The sequence below is a fragment of the Bifidobacterium callitrichidarum genome (assembly GCF_003129905.1).
GTDB lineage: Bacteria > Actinomycetota > Actinomycetes > Actinomycetales > Bifidobacteriaceae > Bifidobacterium > Bifidobacterium callitrichidarum.
Map to the genome: position 1 here is coordinate 1 of NZ_QFFM01000005.1, position 15,779 is coordinate 15,779.

At 63.1% G+C, this 15,779-nt stretch carries 16 protein-coding genes; 11 read left to right on the plus strand and 5 right to left on the minus strand.

The window, feature by feature from the left end; genetic code table 11:
* The first annotated feature begins 196 nt into the window (after nucleotides 1-196).
* Nucleotides 197-508: a hypothetical protein gene (locus tag DF196_RS03130; protein ID WP_109056443.1), complete on the plus strand. Its 312-nt coding sequence runs from the start codon at nucleotides 197-199 to the stop codon at nucleotides 506-508.
* A gap of 138 nt (nucleotides 509-646) precedes the next feature.
* Nucleotides 647-1,399 carry a hypothetical protein gene (locus DF196_RS03135; protein WP_109056444.1) on the plus strand — a complete coding sequence of 251 codons (753 nt, stop codon included), beginning with the start codon at nucleotides 647-649 and terminating at the stop codon, nucleotides 1,397-1,399.
* Nucleotides 1,400-1,632: 233 nt separating this feature from the next.
* Here DF196_RS03135 and DF196_RS13790 read toward each other — a convergent pair whose 3' ends face one another.
* A complete protein-coding gene (locus DF196_RS13790) occupies nucleotides 1,633-2,706 on the minus strand; it encodes a cobalt transporter (protein ID WP_241519564.1) in 1,074 nt (357 codons plus the stop codon).
* Nucleotides 2,707-2,921: 215 nt separating this feature from the next.
* Between DF196_RS13790 and DF196_RS03145 the strand changes: the two genes are divergently transcribed.
* Entirely contained in the window at nucleotides 2,922-4,037 is a 1,116-nt protein-coding gene (locus DF196_RS03145) for a hypothetical protein (RefSeq protein WP_241519565.1), read from the plus strand.
* A 647-nt stretch (nucleotides 4,038-4,684) separates the two neighbouring features.
* On the opposite strand, the gene DF196_RS03150 is transcribed toward DF196_RS03145, so the two are convergent.
* From DF196_RS03150 to DF196_RS03165, 4 genes are all read right to left on the minus strand, one after another.
* Entirely contained in the window at nucleotides 4,685-4,894 is a 210-nt protein-coding gene (locus DF196_RS03150; protein WP_109056445.1) for a helix-turn-helix domain-containing protein, read from the minus strand.
* Nucleotides 4,894-5,406 (minus strand): DUF2975 domain-containing protein, encoded by a 513-nt coding sequence (locus tag DF196_RS03155; RefSeq protein ID WP_109056446.1) that lies wholly within the window; start codon nucleotides 5,404-5,406, stop codon nucleotides 4,894-4,896. The genes DF196_RS03150 and DF196_RS03155 overlap by 1 nt, the downstream gene beginning before the upstream one ends.
* Before the next feature lie 258 nt (nucleotides 5,407-5,664).
* Nucleotides 5,665-7,017, minus strand: coding sequence for a nucleobase:cation symporter-2 family protein (locus DF196_RS03160; protein ID WP_109056447.1), 1,353 nt, complete (start codon nucleotides 7,015-7,017; stop codon nucleotides 5,665-5,667).
* A 66-nt stretch (nucleotides 7,018-7,083) separates the two neighbouring features.
* Entirely contained in the window at nucleotides 7,084-7,665 is a 582-nt protein-coding gene (locus DF196_RS03165) for a xanthine phosphoribosyltransferase (protein WP_109056448.1), read from the minus strand.
* Between the two features lie 156 nt (nucleotides 7,666-7,821).
* On the opposite strand from DF196_RS03165, the gene DF196_RS03170 reads away from it, so the two are divergent.
* The 8 genes from DF196_RS03170 to DF196_RS03205 all read left to right on the plus strand — a co-directional run bounded on the left by DF196_RS03170 (nucleotide 7,822) and on the right by DF196_RS03205 (nucleotide 15,768).
* A complete protein-coding gene (locus tag DF196_RS03170) occupies nucleotides 7,822-10,512 on the plus strand; it encodes an ATP-dependent helicase (RefSeq protein WP_109056449.1) in 2,691 nt (896 codons plus the stop codon).
* Nucleotides 10,513-10,804: 292 nt separating this feature from the next.
* Nucleotides 10,805-11,206, plus strand: a complete 402-nt coding sequence (locus DF196_RS03175) for a DUF4418 family protein (protein ID WP_109056450.1) — start codon at nucleotides 10,805-10,807, stop codon at nucleotides 11,204-11,206.
* Nucleotides 11,207-11,276: 70 nt separating this feature from the next.
* Nucleotides 11,277-12,437: an ABC transporter permease gene (locus DF196_RS03180; RefSeq protein ID WP_109056542.1), complete on the plus strand. Its 1,161-nt coding sequence runs from the start codon at nucleotides 11,277-11,279 to the stop codon at nucleotides 12,435-12,437.
* Nucleotide 12,438: 1 nt separating this feature from the next.
* The gene (locus tag DF196_RS03185; RefSeq protein ID WP_206603769.1) at nucleotides 12,439-13,263 is read left to right on the plus strand and encodes an ABC transporter ATP-binding protein; all 825 of its coding nucleotides are present in this window, start codon (nucleotides 12,439-12,441) and stop codon (nucleotides 13,261-13,263) included.
* A 203-nt stretch (nucleotides 13,264-13,466) separates the two neighbouring features.
* Nucleotides 13,467-14,093 carry a 30S ribosomal protein S4 gene (gene rpsD, locus DF196_RS03190; RefSeq protein ID WP_109056451.1) on the plus strand — a complete coding sequence of 209 codons (627 nt, stop codon included), beginning with the start codon at nucleotides 13,467-13,469 and terminating at the stop codon, nucleotides 14,091-14,093.
* Between the two features lie 137 nt (nucleotides 14,094-14,230).
* Nucleotides 14,231-14,905, plus strand: a complete 675-nt coding sequence (locus tag DF196_RS03195; protein ID WP_109056452.1) for a histidine phosphatase family protein — start codon at nucleotides 14,231-14,233, stop codon at nucleotides 14,903-14,905.
* 228 nt (nucleotides 14,906-15,133) lie between these two features.
* Complete coding sequence (locus tag DF196_RS03200; RefSeq protein ID WP_109056453.1) at nucleotides 15,134-15,532, plus strand: DUF948 domain-containing protein; 399 nt, start codon at nucleotides 15,134-15,136, stop codon at nucleotides 15,530-15,532.
* Nucleotides 15,532-15,768: a hypothetical protein gene (locus DF196_RS03205; protein WP_109056454.1), complete on the plus strand. Its 237-nt coding sequence runs from the start codon at nucleotides 15,532-15,534 to the stop codon at nucleotides 15,766-15,768. The genes DF196_RS03200 and DF196_RS03205 overlap by 1 nt, the downstream gene beginning before the upstream one ends.
* The last annotated feature ends 11 nt before the right edge of the window (nucleotides 15,769-15,779 follow it).

A 15,779-nucleotide genomic window follows, 5' to 3' on the forward strand; every position in this document is an offset into this window, starting at 1 on the left:
AGGACCGATACCGTTCGCGCTCATTCCCGATGAGGCACCACCACACCCTACGCGCTCAAAAAACGTGAGGCACGTCGTGAGACGAATCATTCCATATTGCGCCGGTAGAATGGAAGGTGCCGCGGTACGAAGTCGTCCGCGCGATGCACCTGGACAACGCATCCAGCGCATGCAACAAGCCGAAAAGGGGAACATCATGACCGACATCAACGAAACCAATGACACCGATGTGCTGGATGAGACGGCCGTCGTCGGCACCGAGCCTGTCGAATCCGACGACGCCTCCGAAGCCTGTCCCAAGGCCACGCACTGCCCGCTCAAGCACCACCCGGGCATGTGCGGCAAGGGTGGCAAATGCCCGGTGAAGAACCTGTCCCGAAACGATGTGATCGCCGGTGTCGCCACGATGGTTATCATGACCGCGTTGACCGTGGCGGGCTACTACGCCCAGTTCGTGCTGACCAAGGCCGCCGTCAAGTCCGCGTTGAAGGAGACCCGCCTTCGCTAGGATCCGACGGATTGTCGTCAGGGAAACGCCGTGTCGCTCCTGGCGTCGTCTCCCAGATGACAAGGTTGCTGGAACCATCGCCCGAAATCCCCGATGATGGCCATACGATTGCAAACAGGGTCAGGCAAGGAGGCCATCATGGGGGAAATTCAAGGAGCGTCACGTGCGACGCATTATGGCGTACGGCGTACGTTCGCATTGGTGGCCGCCGTGTTCATGTGCGCGGCGATCGCGGCATGCGGTCAGGGAATGAACGCGAACCCCGCTTCCGGGACCGACGCGAACTCCGGCGGACAGCCCGCTTTCTCCGGCCCATACGCCGACGATTTCAAACAGGCCTACAAGGACGCGCCCACCGACCTCATCCGCGGCATCCTCAAGGACGGCAAGATCACCGACGCTGAAGTGCAGGAGGCCTACGACGCCTACAACACCTGCCTCGAACCCTACGGGCTGCAGGCCGTGTACACGCCGGGTGAAGGTGAGAGCACAGGGCAGTATCGGGGCTCGCTGTCCAACGACGAACAGCTCAAGGTCATGCAGGAATGCCAGAGCAAGACCGGCGCGGATCTCGTATCTACGCTTTACGCCGACATCTCATCCAACCCGAACAACGTCGATACAGCCGCCATGCAACGTGCCACCTACCAGTGCCTCGCCAAGCACGACCTCCTGCCGCAGCCGATCAGCGAAAGCGAATACCTGGCGATGGTCGACCGCGGCACCACGCAGGACAGCATGACAGCCAGCCTCAAACGCGAGTCCGAGTTCTTCAGCGAATACTGGGAGCAGACCTACGACGGCCAGCCCAACCCCGATTTCAAATACGACCAGAACACGCCGCAAGGCCACCAGTTCTACCTGTGCAATAACGATCCGTTGAACCAGTGATATGCCGGTGCGGTGGGTTATGGCTTGGACGGCGTTCAGTTGAGGATGTCAAGGGTCCTGTTTCCTTTGGCTCTTCTTGGACGCCGAGCCTGTTTGACTAACGATTCGGTGGGCCGGTAACGGGTGAGGTGCTTGACGGCGGTCAAGCCAGTGCATTGCAGTGCGTCCTGTCCGCAACCGTTGTCCGGGCTGACCGCAGGACCGATGGAACGGGTGCGCTGCGCAACAGGGATTCATCCGAAGCTGACGACAAGGCTGTCTGAAGCCTTCTCGTCACCGGTCCACGTGCCGTCCGTACGGTTCCAGCTCATGCCGTTGGCCGTCATCGCATCGATGCCGTACTCACGGGCGTGGGCGACGAGCCATCCGGCCGTCTGCCAGCACACGCGCTGCTGGTCGGTATCAGACAGGCCGGATGGCAGCGTGACGGTGAGCGTGGTGCGGTTTGTCGCAGTGCCTTTGTTCGTGGACGAATGGGAGCCGAACAGTCCGAATAGTCCGTGATTCGAGCCGCCGGAATTGCCGGAATCATTGGCGGCTCCGTCCGGGCTGTCCTTTACGGAGCCGTCATTGCCGGTGCCATTTGCGGTGGAACCTCCGGCGGAATCACCATTCTTCGTCTCACTTTTGGCGATGGTGATGTTCGGCAGCGCCGACGAGGCCTCCGCGATAAGCCCGTCCGTGTCGGAACCGCTTGCCGGCTCCAGCGCGCAGGTGACGCCCGCGCTCAGCTCGCCGGTCAGGGCCGATGCCCAGGCGCGCGCCATCGCATCCCAGTTGGCGTACAGGTCCGGATATCCCGAACGCTGCACCTCCTGCGCCGCATCCTCCACCGGAATCGTCTGCCAATCCGGCACCTGCATCAGATGGTCGTAGAAAATGTTCGTGGCATACGTCGGGTCGGACACCTGTTCGGCCGTGCCCCACCCCTGGCTGGGACGCTGCTGGAAGAGCCCCAGCGAATCCCGGTCGCCATGGTCGAGGTTCGTAAGCCTCGACTCCTGCATGGCCGTGGCGATGGCCACCGTGACGGCGTGGTCCGGCAGGCCGCGATTGACGGCGATGTTCGCGATGAGCGCGGCGTTGCCCGCCTGTTCGGGACTCAGCGTGTGACGGGTGCCATCGGACGAGACGGCGGCGCAATAGGCGTCGCTCGCCGAACGCACGTATTCCTTGGGCGCCAACAGCCGCGGCAACAGTATGACACCCAGCAGCACGATGACGAGGAACACGGCGACCGGCACCAGAATCCACGCCGTGATCGCGCCCGGGCGGCGCGCGCCATACCGGTTGTGTTGCTGCCCCATAGCCCTTCGGCCTCTTTTCATTCGTTCCGAGCGATTCACTGCCATATCCCATATTTCATGGTTGCCCGAATCCGAACAATACGACCGAAGTATGATTTCCGATTTCATGCTCGTCCGCGTCCGCCGTGTTGCGGGGAATCCATCGGTCTGGAAGCTGGAACCACATGATTCGGTTGGGCTTTCCGCTTGTGGCTTTTGTTTTTTACGGTGGACTCATGAACAGTGACACCAAGGACGATAACACGCAAGGAATCCCATCCGTTCCAACGAATGCCGCCGATGCCGCAGCGATGCGACAGACGGAATTCGGGCCCTCCTCGCCCGGCCGCTCGCCATTGGGCGTTGATTCCGTCTTGACCTCATCGAACGAATATTCGAATACCGCTGCGAAGTCGTCATCCATGGGCGAAGAACTTGACCGTCGCAGGCTTGACATGCTTCAACGATGCACGGACGAGGCGAAACGGATGGGGAGGCAGCTGCTATTCGGCATGACCACATCGCTTATCCTTCAATCGGTACCGCTTCCCGCCGAGTGCGACCTCGAGACGGAAGCGCTGCATACCGTCTCCAGCGCGAGGAACCGCCGTATTCGTGCGAGGAACTCGGCGTTGCGCACGCACTTGTGGAAGCATGTGGCCACGGCACGGAAAGTGAAGATCAACGGATACGTGCTGGCGTTGGATTTGTTCCATGTATGGGCGCAACTGTCCACGCATCTCTCCTTCGCGTCATTGGTCGTGCTTGGCGATGCCATCGTCGCCGCGACAAGCAGTCAACCGCGTTTGGCGAGGGGACGTGACGCCGATGCCGTGTATGCGGATTTGGTCCGCTTCACGCAGAAGCTTCCACTGTTCAAAGGAAGGGAATCATGCATAAAAGCGTTGCCGTTGATTATGCCGGGGTCCGGTTCCCCGAAGGAGTCCGAACTCCGTCTGGCATTGCTGCGTCATGGGTTGCCGTGCCCGGAATTGAATTACACTGTGCCAAATCTGCGTTTCGCATCAGGGGTGGTGATGACGGTGGACATGGCATGGCCGGATTGCAGAATCGCGGTCGAATACGATGGAGACCATCATCGCACCGATAAGACGCAATGGAGACGAGACCAGGAGAAAAGGTCCAGACTCCTCGGCCGGGGATGGGCCGTATTTGTGGCCACGGCCGCCAGCATCCAGGATGAGAGCGCCGCCGCCGAATTCGCCTTTGCCGTGGCGAGGGCTCTTGCGTTGAGAGGATGTTCGTTCGCGTTTCGTGTCTTGCCGATGCCGCTGGAGCGATTGGCCCGGCGTATGAGGAGATTGGCTGCCCGTCCGGACGGTGCCCAATGAGATTCATACATGAAGGCATCGCTGAACCATGATGACATGGGTCCTTATTTTCGGCTCCCCTTGTCAGGATGTTGGCGTGAGACAAACAGTGGAGCTGTTCGTAGGCAATGTGCGAGATGGCAGTCGAGCCAACAAACCGCGAGCGACGTTCGTTCCCGATTGCGGGATGAGCCGTCGGCGAAGCCGACTGAGGGGTAGGCGGACATGGATTCGTGCCAATCTTTGTCTGATAGGGCCTACGCGAATCGTGCGCGGATTGGGGTGGAAGGCGATGATGCGGAGCGGGGCGGTGCGTGGTGTGGGACGGCATGCCGGAATGTGTGGAATCGGGCTTATCAGGTGCGGTTTTGTGCGGGACAATGCGGTTGTTGCGTTGTTTTTGGCGTTTCGTCCCGCGTGACGTATTGCCGTCGAGTATGGGATTTTCATGAGAATGGCGGAATTCCAATGGTTTGTGGTTGCGAAGGTGCGGGATGAAAGGCTTAGATATCACAGAAAGGCCTGTCGTCCCACATCGATGCGGTACAACAGGCGCCTAACGGTGGGAACGCGGCTTTGTACCGCAGAAAGAGCATGGCCAGAAGTTCGAGAATAACCGGTCTGGGGGCGGAATCATGCTCGGAGCCGTAGCCCTGCGATTCCGGGCCTTATTCGTCCGGCGTGTATTCGAGGATGTCGCCGGGCTGGCAGTCGAGGGCCTGGCAGAGGGCGTCGAGGGTGGTGAAGCGTACGGCCTTGGCGCGCCCGTTCTTGAGGATGGACACGTTGGCGGGTGTGATGCCGATTCGGTCGGCCAGTTCGCCCACGCCGATCTTGCGCTTGGCCATCATGACGTCGAGGTTGATGCGGATGGCCATCAGATCACCTGCTCCAGTTCGTCCGACTGGTCGGTGGCCGCGCGCAGCAACCCCTTCATCACGGTCATCAGCAGGATGAAGCCGATTTCGGTCATGATGGCGACGCCGAGCATGGCCGTAACGCTGAAGTAATCCATGCCCTGCATGGTGGCATCGCACCAACCCGAGATGGCGAACGCGCCCGATACGATCGCCGTCAGTACGATGCTGGTGGCCGCGCAGCCGATAATAAGATTCACGTTGGGGAGTGCCTTGGCGGTGAACACCGCGCCCGAACCGGACAGCGACAGCAGTCGCCAGACGCCGATGAACGCGATTTCGACGCATGCCAGGAACAGCTCGCCCAGCACAAGGTACGGCCAGCGCAGGGGAGCCTGGCTGACGTAGAAACCGGCCATCACCTCGCTGAGCACGGGGACCGCGATCGCCTGTCCCCAAAGGCATCCCAGCCAGATGAGTATGACGATCGCCTTCGATCCGATCAGGACCCACCGGTTCATATAGTTCTTCATGTGTTTCCTCCTTGCCGAGATTGCCGACAGGAATCAGTATATATCGTTTTTCGATATATGTAAATCGAAAAACGATATAAAAGACCCCTCTGCCCAGTGAAGGCAGAGGGGTCGGGCCGGTATTGGCACTGAGCGTGCGGAGTCTTTCTCCGGAGCGCCGAACGCGCTCAGGCCGTGACTCGGGCTAGTCCTCCTTCGCGCTCGGTGCGCTCAGACTGTGCTCATGCTTCCTTCGCGGCCGGGGCACTCAGGCTGTGCTCATGCTTCCTTCGCGGCCGGGGCGCTCAGGAAGTGCTCCTCGCTGGGCAGCACGGCGTTGAGGATCACCGCCACCACGAACGCCACGGCGATGCAGTTGGAGGCGAAGATCTGCTGGAACAGCGAGGGGAAGTTCACGAAGATGTCGCTTACCTGCGTGAAGCCGATGCCGATGGTCAGCGAAAGCGCGGCGATGGTGATGTTGCGCTGCGAGAAGCCTGCCTCGGCGATCATCTGGAAACCGGAGAGGATGATGTTGCCGAACATCATGATGGTGCAGCCGCCGAGCACAGCCTGCGGCAGGGAGTTGAACACCTCGGCGATGGCGGGCACGAAGCTTGCCAGGATCAGGATGAGGCCACCGGAGAGGATCACCTTGCGGTTGACCACCTTGGTCATGGCAACCAGGCCGATGTTCTGGGCGAAGGAGGTCAGCGGCAGGCAGCCGAACAGGCCGGAGACCGAGGAGATCAGGCCGTCGCCGGCGATGGCGCCCGCGGTCTCGCGCTCGGTGGGCGTACGGTTGAGGCCCACCTTGGTCAGGGCGGCGGTGTCGCCGAGCACCTCGACCGAGGAGACCACGTACAGCAGGCCGATGGAGATGATCGAACCCCAGTCGAACTCGGGCTTGAACGGCATGAGCTGCGGCACGGAGACGATGGCGAGGTCCTGGAAGCCGGAGAAATCGACCTTGCCCATGCAGATGGCCACCACGTAGCCCACCACGAGGCCGAACAGCACGGACAGCTGCTTGGCGGTGCCCTTCATGAGCAGCTGGAAGGCCAGGCATGCCACCAGGGAGATGAGGCCGAGCGTAAGGTTCTGCCAGGAGCCGAAGTCCTTCGCTCCGGAGCCGCCGCCGAAGCTCGTGGCGCCAACGTTGAGCAGCGAGAAGCCAATGGAGGTCACCACGATGGCGGAGACGATCGGCGGCACGAAGCGACGCCAATACTTGGCGGTCAGGCCCAGCGCCAGCTCCAGCACGCCGCCGACCAGGACCGCGCCCACCACGGCGCCGTAGCCCTTGTCCGCGCAGATGGCCACCGCGGCGGCCACATAGGTGAAGGAGATGCCGGTGACCATCGGCAGACGGGAGCCGATGCGCCACGCGCCGTACAGCTGCAGGCAGGTGCCGAGGCCCGCCACCAGCAGACCAGCCTGAATCACCGCGGCGGACTGGGCCGGGGTCATCTTGGCGGCGGACGCCACGATGAAGATCGGGGCCAGGTTCGCCACGAACATGGCCATGACGTGCTGCAGACCGAACGGGATGCCCTTCCAGAAGGAGACGGGCGCGTCCAGCGAGCTCAGCGCCTCGAAGGACACCGAGGCGGATTGCTTCTTCTCAGACAATGTTGTTTCCTCTCTTTTTCTCTCTTTGCGAATCGTCGCTGCGAATGGCCTCTATGCACCGCCCGCTCAGTGGCGGAACTCGATCTTGCCGGTCTCGGGGTCCATGGACTCCACGATGGCCAGCGAATCCACGTCATAGCCCTCGGCTCGCAGGCTGTCGCCGCCGCCCTGGAATCCCTTCTCCACCGCGATGCCGATGCCCTCGACCGTGGCGCCGGCCTTCCCGCACAGCTCGATGAGGCCGCGCAGGGCCTTGCCGTTGGCCAGGAAGTCGTCGATGAGCAGCACATGGTCGCCGGGGTTCAGGTACTTCTTGGAGACGATCACCGGGAACTCCTTCTGCTTGGTGAAGGAATAGACGGTGGTGGTGTACTGGTCGCCGTCCAGGTTGATGGACTGGGCCTTCTTGGCGAACACCACCGGCACGTCGCCGAAGTGGCGGGCCGCGCAGCAGGCGATGCCGATGCCGGAGGCCTCGATGGTCAGGATCTTGGTGATGGGCTTGCCCGCGAAATGCTCGGCCCAGGCCGCGCCCATGTGGTCGAACAGGCGTACGTCGCACTGGTGGTTCAGGAATGCGTCCACCTTCAGCACGTCACCGGCCTTGACGGTGCCCTCGGCCTGGATTCGCTCCTCGAGTTCCTGCAATGGAATACCTCCTTGACATCAGACTGGCATAGCTACGGTTCGGTAACTATGGGGATATGGCAAACCAGCTTACGCTGACCGACGCATATGGGCGGCGCGTATGGTAGATATGAATGTCGCATTATGCAGGGGAGCCGAAAAACGGAGGAACAGACAGTGTTCGAGGAGCCGGAAGTCATCGCACGCAGCGCCCAGGAACTCGTGGGCGACCTCAACCCCCAGCAGTCCGAAGCCGTGCAGTACCGCGGCCAGGCATTGCTCATCGGCGCAGGCGCGGGCTCTGGCAAGACCCGCGTGCTCACCCGCCGCATCGCCTGGATCCTGAGCCAGTTCGGCGCATGGCCCAGCCAGGTGCTCGCCATCACCTTCACCAACAAGGCCGCCGCCGAAATGCGCGAACGACTCGGCTCGCTCATCGGCCCGGTGGCCCAGCGCATGTGGGTCTCCACCTTCCACTCCGCCTGCGTGAGGATCCTGAGGCGCGACGGCAAATCCATCGGGCTGAAGTCCGGATTCTCCATCTACGATTCCGCCGACTCCGAACGACTCGTCAAGATCATCGCCACCGAATTCAACCTGGACATCAAGCGCTACACCCCTCGCTCGATCCTGGGCCACATCTCCGACCTCAAGAACAACCTGACCGGTTGGAAGGAATACCTGGCCCTGCACGCCCCGGACTTCACTCCCGGCCAGCGCGGCTACCAGTTCGGCACCGTGGGCGACCTCGAAGCCATCTACGCGGTGATCTACGCCGAATACGAGCACCGCCTCGCGCTCGCCAACGCCGTGGACTTTGATGACCTCATCGGCCGTACCGTCGAGCTCCTGCGGAGCGATCCGGCCGTGGCCGAGTACTATCATCACCGCTTCCGCTACATTCTGGTGGACGAGTACCAAGACACCAACCACGCCCAGTACGTGCTCGTGCGCGAACTGGCGGGCGTCGACGCCGGGGCGCAGGCCGTGCCGGGCGCTCCGAATGCCGGCAAGACCGGTCCCGCCTGGATCACCGTGGTGGGCGACTCCGACCAGTCCATCTACGCTTTCCGTGGCGCCGACATCCGCAACATCCAGGACTTCGAGCAGGATTTCCCCGCCGCCAAGACCATCATGCTGGAACAGAACTACCGTTCCACGCAAACCATCCTCGACGCGGCCAACGCCGTGATCAGCCACAACGAGGGACGCAAGCCCAAGAAGCTGTGGACCGCGCTCGGCAAGGGCGAGCCGATCGTGGGATACGCGGCGGACAACGCCCAGCAGGAGGCCCAGTGGGTGGCCGGCGAGATCGCGCGCCTGCATGCCGAGGAAAGCATCGCCTACTCGGACATGGCCATCATGTACCGCGCCAACGCGCAGTCGCGCTCGCTGGAGGAGGCGCTCATCAACGCGGGGCTCCCGTACCAGCTCGTCGGCGGCACCAAGTTCTACGAACGCCGCGAGATCAAGGACGCGCTGGCCTACCTGCAGGCGCTCGTCAACCCGGACGACGATGTGAACCTGAGGCGCATCCTCAACGTGCCCAAGCGCGGACTGGGGGAGCGGGCCGAAGGCGTGCTGCTGGCCTACGCCCGCGAACAGGGCTCGAGTTTCTTCTATGCGCTCATGCACGTTGACGAGATTCCCAACGTGCCCACCCGCACCGCCACACAGCTCAAGGCGTTCCGCGAGCTCATGGGCACACTCTCGCAGTTCACGCGCTCGCATGACAGCAAGCCCAGCGAAATCGTGGCCGAAGTGCTGGAGAAGTCCGGATTGCGGGCCGAGCTGGAGAAGTCCGTGGATCCGCAGGACGCCTCCCGTCTGGAGAACCTGTCCCAGCTGCAATCCACCGCCGCCGAATTCGAACAGAACACGCCGGATGCCACGCTCTCCGCGTTCCTGGAGACCACCGCGCTCGTGGCCGACTCCGACCAACTGCCCGGCGAGTCCGAGGACTCCGGCAAGGTGACCCTGATGACCCTGCACACCGCCAAGGGCCTTGAGTACCCGGTGGTGTTCCTCACGGGCATGGAGCAGGGCACGTTCCCGCACTCGCGGTCCATGGAGGACACCGATGAACTGCAGGAGGAGCGCCGACTGGCCTACGTGGGCATCACCCGCGCCAAGCGTCGCCTGTATGTGACGCGAGCGGCCGTGCGCTCCCAGTGGGGCCAGGCCGCGGACATGATGCCCAGCCAGTTCCTCGACGAGATTCCGGCCGAACTCATCGATTGGAAGCGCCGCGAAGCTGGCGTGGAACGCATGCGCGGCGAGTGGACCGACGGATTCGCCGACGACATGGGCGGCTGGGATGACGACGATTTCGGTGGTACCACGTTCGGCGGGTCGTCCACGTTCGGCTCGCGCGGTTCTGGTTCCTCGTATGGGTCACGGTCTAGGTACGGTTCATCGGCGTACGGTTCGGGTTCCTCGTACGGATCCTATGGCTCCCGTTCCAGCTCATCCTATGGCGGGTCCGGTTCGACGTACGGCTCGCGGTCTCGCTCGGGCTCCTCGTCCTACGGTTCCGGCTCCCGTTCAGGCTCGTCCTCCTATGGTTCACGTTTCGGCTCGTCCGACTCCGCCGGCCGTACCCGCGGCGGCAAGGTCACGACGCGACACACCACGCCCAAATCGTCCGCATCCGGCGGCAAGGCCGTGCCCAGTTCGTCCCTGACCAAGGACAATGGCCTCAACATCGCGGACTTCGCCATCGGCGACATGGTCAGCCACGACCAGTACGGACTCGGCAAGGTCACGGACGCCCAGGACAAGGGCCGCAACTCCGTGATCACGGTCGACTTCGGTTCCGCCGGTGTCAAACGACTGATGCTGCGCGTTGCTCCTATCGAAAAACTGTAAGAGTTTTCAATAGCTGAGCCGATACTTCCAGCTCCCCTCTCTGAGGGGAGCTGTCAGCGAAGCTGGCTGAGGGGAGCACCCACCACCATCGCGAGCCATTTATTCCCCTCAGCCTCACTGTGTTCGGCAGATCCCCTCAGAAGCTCCCCTCAGAGGGGGAGCCGGGAAAGGCGAAGGAGCCTTGCTGTAGCATAAGAAGGCAGCAAATACAAGACTTGTTTTTCCGATTCCTTCATGGGCATAATGCGGAACGTTGTGTTTGTCGCCCGCAAAGGGCCTATCGGAAGAGACCATGAAGAACAAGCTGTTTGCCTCGCTGCCCAACATCGTGCTCGGCGCGTTGACCGCCATCGCACCCCAGACCTTCGCCCACGCCTGCGGTGCCCATGATGGCATGATGCCGGCCTGCCATTACTCCCAGCAGGCCGCCACCGGCATCGGCGTGGTGATCCTCGTGCTCGGCGTCGTGGCGCTGTTCGTCGAACCCAAGGTCCGCGTGGGCCTCAACATCGCGGCCATCGCCGACACCTTGCTGCTGTTCGCCGTGCCGACCATGCTCATCGGCATCTGCAAGGGCGCGATGATGCATTGCCGCATGGTGATGCTGCCCACCCTCATCGTGCTCGGCGTGCTCACCATCGTGTTCGCCGTCGTGGGCATCTGGCTGGATACCCGCGCCGCCAAGCGGGCCTGACGTGACCGCACGCACATCCCCGCGCACCGCACTGCGCGCCCTGGCCGCCCGCAACCTCGCCGGACGACCCATGCGTACCGGCGCTCTGCTCGCCGTGGTGACCATCCTGACGCTGGCCTTCTTCGGCGGCACCATGCTCACCATGAACCTCAACGCCGGCATGACCAGCATGGAACGCCGCCTTGGCGCCGACCTCATGGTGGTCCCGCAGAACACGACCCAGAAGGCCGAGGCCCTCCTGACCGACGGCAGCCCCAGCACGTTCTACTTCACCAAGGACATCGCCGCCAAGGTCGAACAGGCGGACGGCATCGAACAGGCCAGCGAACAGACCTACATCGCCTCGCTCGCGGCCGCCTGCTGCGCCGAAAAACTGCAGATCATCGGCTACGACCCGGCTACCGACTTCGTCATAGAACCATGGGTGGCATCCCAGTTCGACGGCACGCTGGAGAACGGACAGATGCTCGCCGGCGCGAACGTCAACGTCTCCGCGGACGGGACCGTGGAACTCTACGGACGCACATGGCCGGTCGTGGCGCAGCTCGCCGATACCGGCACCAGCCTCGACAACTCCGTGTTCATCAACCTCGACACCGTGCCCGACATGGTGGATGCCTCGGCCAAAGTCGCCAAGCGCATCATGCCCGCCGAATATGCGGACAAAGCCGTCTCCACCGTGCTCGTGAAGGTGTCCGAAGGCTACGATGCGCAGACGGTGGCCGCGAACATCCAGCGTCTCGACCCGACCTTCCCCGAACTCGGCTACGTGTATCCGGGCGGCATCACGGCCTCCACCAAAACCGCGCTCAACGCACTGGTGGCCTATCTGGCCGTGTTCGTGGCGGCCATCTGGGTGATGGGCGTGATCGTGCTGCTGGCCGTGTTCGCATCCTCGGTCAATGAGCGCAAGCGCGAGTTCGCCTCCCTGCGCATCCTAGGCGCCACACGCGGCATGCTGGCCGGCATACTCCTGCGCGAATCGGCGCTGATCGGACTTGGCGGAGGCATCCTCGGTGTGGGCCTGGCCTCGCTGGCCATCTTCCCCTTCAGCGCGCTGATCGGACGCCAGCTCCAGCTGCCGTACCTTCAGGCCGCGTGGTCGGCGGTGCTTGCCGTCATGGCCTTGGCCGTGATCTGCGCGGTGACGATCGGCGTCATTGGCTCGCTGTCCGTGCTCGTCCGTATCGGACGCCCGGAAGCGTACCTGACATTGCGGGAAGGGGAGTGATATGACCGGATCCATCGAAGCCATGAACGGAACGGTGGTCGGGACCATGGATGGTGATACGGCCGATTCCGCGACTGGTGCCGTTACTCCCAAGATTCAGGTTGCGGCTGCACAGCCGGAGCCGTTGGTCGAGCTCAAGGATCTGACCCGTACCTTCATCCGTCGTGGTGTGCCGTTCGACGCCGTGAGCCATGTGAACCTCACCATTGCGCCCGGCGAGTTCGTCGCCATCGTGGGTCGGTCCGGCAACGGCAAAAGTACGCTCATCAACATGGTCGCCGGTCTCGTGCGCCCCACATCCGGCAGCGTGATCGTCGATGGGCGCAACGTAGCCGAACTGAACGATAGGGAACTATCGCTGCTGCGCAACCGGGCCATCGGATTCGTCACCCAAAGCCAGACCTTGCTCGCCAACCTGAACGTGCTGGACAACGTGATGCTGCCGGTCGTCCTGTACGGCGCCCTGTACGGCGCCGCGCCGGCGGAGTCCGAGGACATCGATGCCGAACGGGCAGCACAACACGCCCGAACGCTGCTCGAACGCCTCGATGTGGCCGACCTTGCGGACAGTTATCCGCGCGAACTGTCCGGTGGCGAAATGCGCCGCGTCTCCATTGCCCGCGCGCTGATGAACACGCCGAAGCTGCTCATCGCGGACGAGCCGACCGGCGACCTCGACCAGACCAGCACGGACCTCGTCATGCGCCTGCTGCGCGAACGGGCGGACGACGGCACCGCGGTGCTCATGGTCACCCACGATCCCGACGCCCTCGCCTGGGCGGACACGGTGTACCGCATGGACGCCGGTGCGCTGTCCATGGCCTGAGTGTAAGATTATTCGCTGGTGTCTGCTGCAAGGCGGATACCGTCTGGAGCCATAGCCCGTCAACGGGTCGGCGGCAGGCGATCGCAAGACGCCGGCCGTTCGTGAGCGATCACGAGGAAGCGTTGGAGAGGCCCGGCTCAGCGTCCGGAATCCATTCGGAAACCAGACGTTCCGTTCAGATAACGACAGAAGGAACAATCCAAATGACGAACGTTCAGCGTTCCCGCCGTCAGGTGCGCCTTTCCCGCGCCCTCGGCATCGCACTGACCCCCAAGGCTCAGCGCATCTTCGAAAAGCGTCCGTACGCTCCTGGTGAGCACGGCCGCACCCGCCGTCGCACCGAGTCCGATTACGCCGTGCGTCTGCGCGAGAAGCAGCGTCTGCGCGCCCAGTACGGCGTGTCCGAGAAGCAGCTGCGTCGCGCCTACGATCAGGCCACCCGCACCGCCGGCCAGACCGGTAACGCCATGCTGGCCGACCTCGAGGTCCGCCTCGACAACCTGGTGCTGCGTTCCGGCTTCGCCCGTACCACCGCCCAGGCCCGCCAGTTCGTGGTGCACCGTCACATCCTCGTTGACGGCAACATCGTGGACCGCCCGTCCTACCGCGTCAAGCCCGGCCAGACCATCCAGGTGAAGGCCAAGAGCCAGACCATGGTTCCGTTCCAGATCGCCGCCGAGGGCGTGCACCGTGACGTGCTGCCCGCGGTCCCCGGCTACCTCGACGTGAACCTCGCCTCCCTGAAGGCCACCCTGACCCGCAAGCCCGAGGTCGAAGAGATCCCGGTGCAGGTCAACATCCAGTACGTGGTCGAATTCTACGCCCGCTGATCCGGGCCCCTCTGGTCAATATACAATTCCAGGACATACCGCTCGAACCCCGCGCTCCCTTCATGGGTCGCGGGGTTCCCGCGTTCTGGGGCGCAAAAGTCACACGCCGACGGGCAAGTCCATGTAGCATGGAACCCATGATCCTGCATCTTCATCTGGTCCGCCACGGGCAGACCACGTTCAACAAGTACAACCGGCTTCAGGGATGGTGCAATGCGCCGCTGACCGAATCCGGCCTCGCCGACGCGGACAAGGCCGGGCACAAGCTCGAAACGCTCGACTTCGCCGCGGCCTACTGTTCGGACACCTCCCGCGCCGAAATCACCGCGAAACGCATCCTCGATATCAACGAGGCCGCAGGGCATCGCCGCCCCGAACTCGTCGCGGACATGCACTTCCGCGAGCAATGCTACGGCTACTTCGAAGGCCAGGACATGTCCCTGGCCTGGACCGCCGCGGGCGGCCCCCACGGCGCGAAGAATTACAACGACATCGTCGCCAAGTTCGGTCTCGCCGCCACACGCGACTTCCTCAAGGAAGCCGACCCGTTCCACGATGCGGAATCGGACGCTGAATACTGGACGCGCGTCGAAGGGGCGTTCCGTCTCATCGCGTCCAATCCCGCGCTCAAGGACGGCGATCATGTGCTCCAGATCTCCCACGGCAACACCCTGCTGAGCCTCGGCCACCGGTTCGGCGGCCCTGATCTGGATCTGAGCGAACGACCCGCCAACGGATCGGTGACCGTGATCGACTTCGACACGGACAAGCCGTTCGACCAGGCCATCACCATCGTCTCCTACGGTCGCTGATTGGGCGGGCCTGCATTTTTCGGAGTGCCGTGCCGGTGCCGACGGTCTCTCGCGGCGTTTCCATGTGATGCGCCGGATACGGCCCGATTCCTTACCTGGCCGGGGCCAACGCCTGACCGTGAGGTGCCCTCGAATCCGGTTTTTTCCAAGGTTTCGGGGCGGGGCAACATGAGAAATAGGCCCGGAGTGCTACCCTTGTCCGAGTAAATGTGACCTCAAGGAGGCAAAATGGGAGTCGGAGAGATCGCTGGCCTGATCGCGGCCATCGCGTTCGCAGTGTTGGCCGGGTTCATGATCTATCCGCTGATTCGGCTGGGCAAGATGTTCGACCAGATCTCGCAGACCGTCAAGGAGTCCGGCGAGCACGCCATCCCCGCGCTGGATGAGGGCGTGACCACCGTCAAGCAGGTCAACAAGTCGCTTGAGGACGTCAACCGCATCTCCGCCGCGGCCTCGACCACCGCCAACAACGTGGGCGCTCTCACTGACCTGTACGGCTCCTTCCTTGGCAAGCCCGTCATCAAGATCGCCTCCGCGGCGTACGCGCTCAAGTCCACCGCCCAGTCCTTCGTTGCCGGCAAGGCGGCGGGCGATGCGGCCGACGGCGCCGCCAAGAAGGGGGAGTGATGTTCAAACGCATCTTCTGGATCGGTGTCGGCGTGGCCATCGGCGTCGCGGCCGTCACCAAGGCACAGGCCTACGTCAAGGCCAACACCCCGGACAAGGCACGGCAGTTCCTGCTCGGTCCGGATCAGGACAACGTGCCCCTGAAAACCCTCGAAGGTCTGGTCAACGAGTTCAACGCCACCCGCCGAGCCCGCGAGGCTGAGCTCAACCGTCAGTACATCGAGCGCGCCAACTGACACGCGCACGG

What these genes read in the sequence shown, in the direction of transcription:
- DF196_RS03130 (WP_109056443.1), top strand. Translation starts at nt 197, where the DNA reads ATGACCGACATCAACGAAACCAATGACACCGATGTGCTGGATGAGACG.
- DF196_RS03135 (WP_109056444.1), top strand. Translation starts at nt 647, where the DNA reads ATGGGGGAAATTCAAGGAGCGTCACGTGCGACGCATTATGGCGTACGG.
- DF196_RS13790 (WP_241519564.1), bottom strand. Translation starts at nt 2,706, where the DNA reads ATGGGGCAGCAACACAACCGGTATGGCGCGCGCCGCCCGGGCGCGATC.
- DF196_RS03145 (WP_241519565.1), top strand. Translation starts at nt 2,922, where the DNA reads ATGAACAGTGACACCAAGGACGATAACACGCAAGGAATCCCATCCGTT.
- DF196_RS03150 (WP_109056445.1), bottom strand. Translation starts at nt 4,894, where the DNA reads ATGGCCATCCGCATCAACCTCGACGTCATGATGGCCAAGCGCAAGATC.
- DF196_RS03155 (WP_109056446.1), bottom strand. Translation starts at nt 5,406, where the DNA reads ATGAAGAACTATATGAACCGGTGGGTCCTGATCGGATCGAAGGCGATC.
- DF196_RS03175 (WP_109056450.1), top strand. Translation starts at nt 10,805, where the DNA reads ATGAAGAACAAGCTGTTTGCCTCGCTGCCCAACATCGTGCTCGGCGCG.
- DF196_RS03180 (WP_109056542.1), top strand. Translation starts at nt 11,277, where the DNA reads ATGCGTACCGGCGCTCTGCTCGCCGTGGTGACCATCCTGACGCTGGCC.
- DF196_RS03185 (WP_206603769.1), top strand. Translation starts at nt 12,439, where the DNA reads ATGACCGGATCCATCGAAGCCATGAACGGAACGGTGGTCGGGACCATG.
- rpsD (WP_109056451.1), top strand. Translation starts at nt 13,467, where the DNA reads ATGACGAACGTTCAGCGTTCCCGCCGTCAGGTGCGCCTTTCCCGCGCC.
- DF196_RS03195 (WP_109056452.1), top strand. Translation starts at nt 14,231, where the DNA reads ATGATCCTGCATCTTCATCTGGTCCGCCACGGGCAGACCACGTTCAAC.
- DF196_RS03200 (WP_109056453.1), top strand. Translation starts at nt 15,134, where the DNA reads ATGGGAGTCGGAGAGATCGCTGGCCTGATCGCGGCCATCGCGTTCGCA.
- DF196_RS03205 (WP_109056454.1), top strand. Translation starts at nt 15,532, where the DNA reads ATGTTCAAACGCATCTTCTGGATCGGTGTCGGCGTGGCCATCGGCGTC.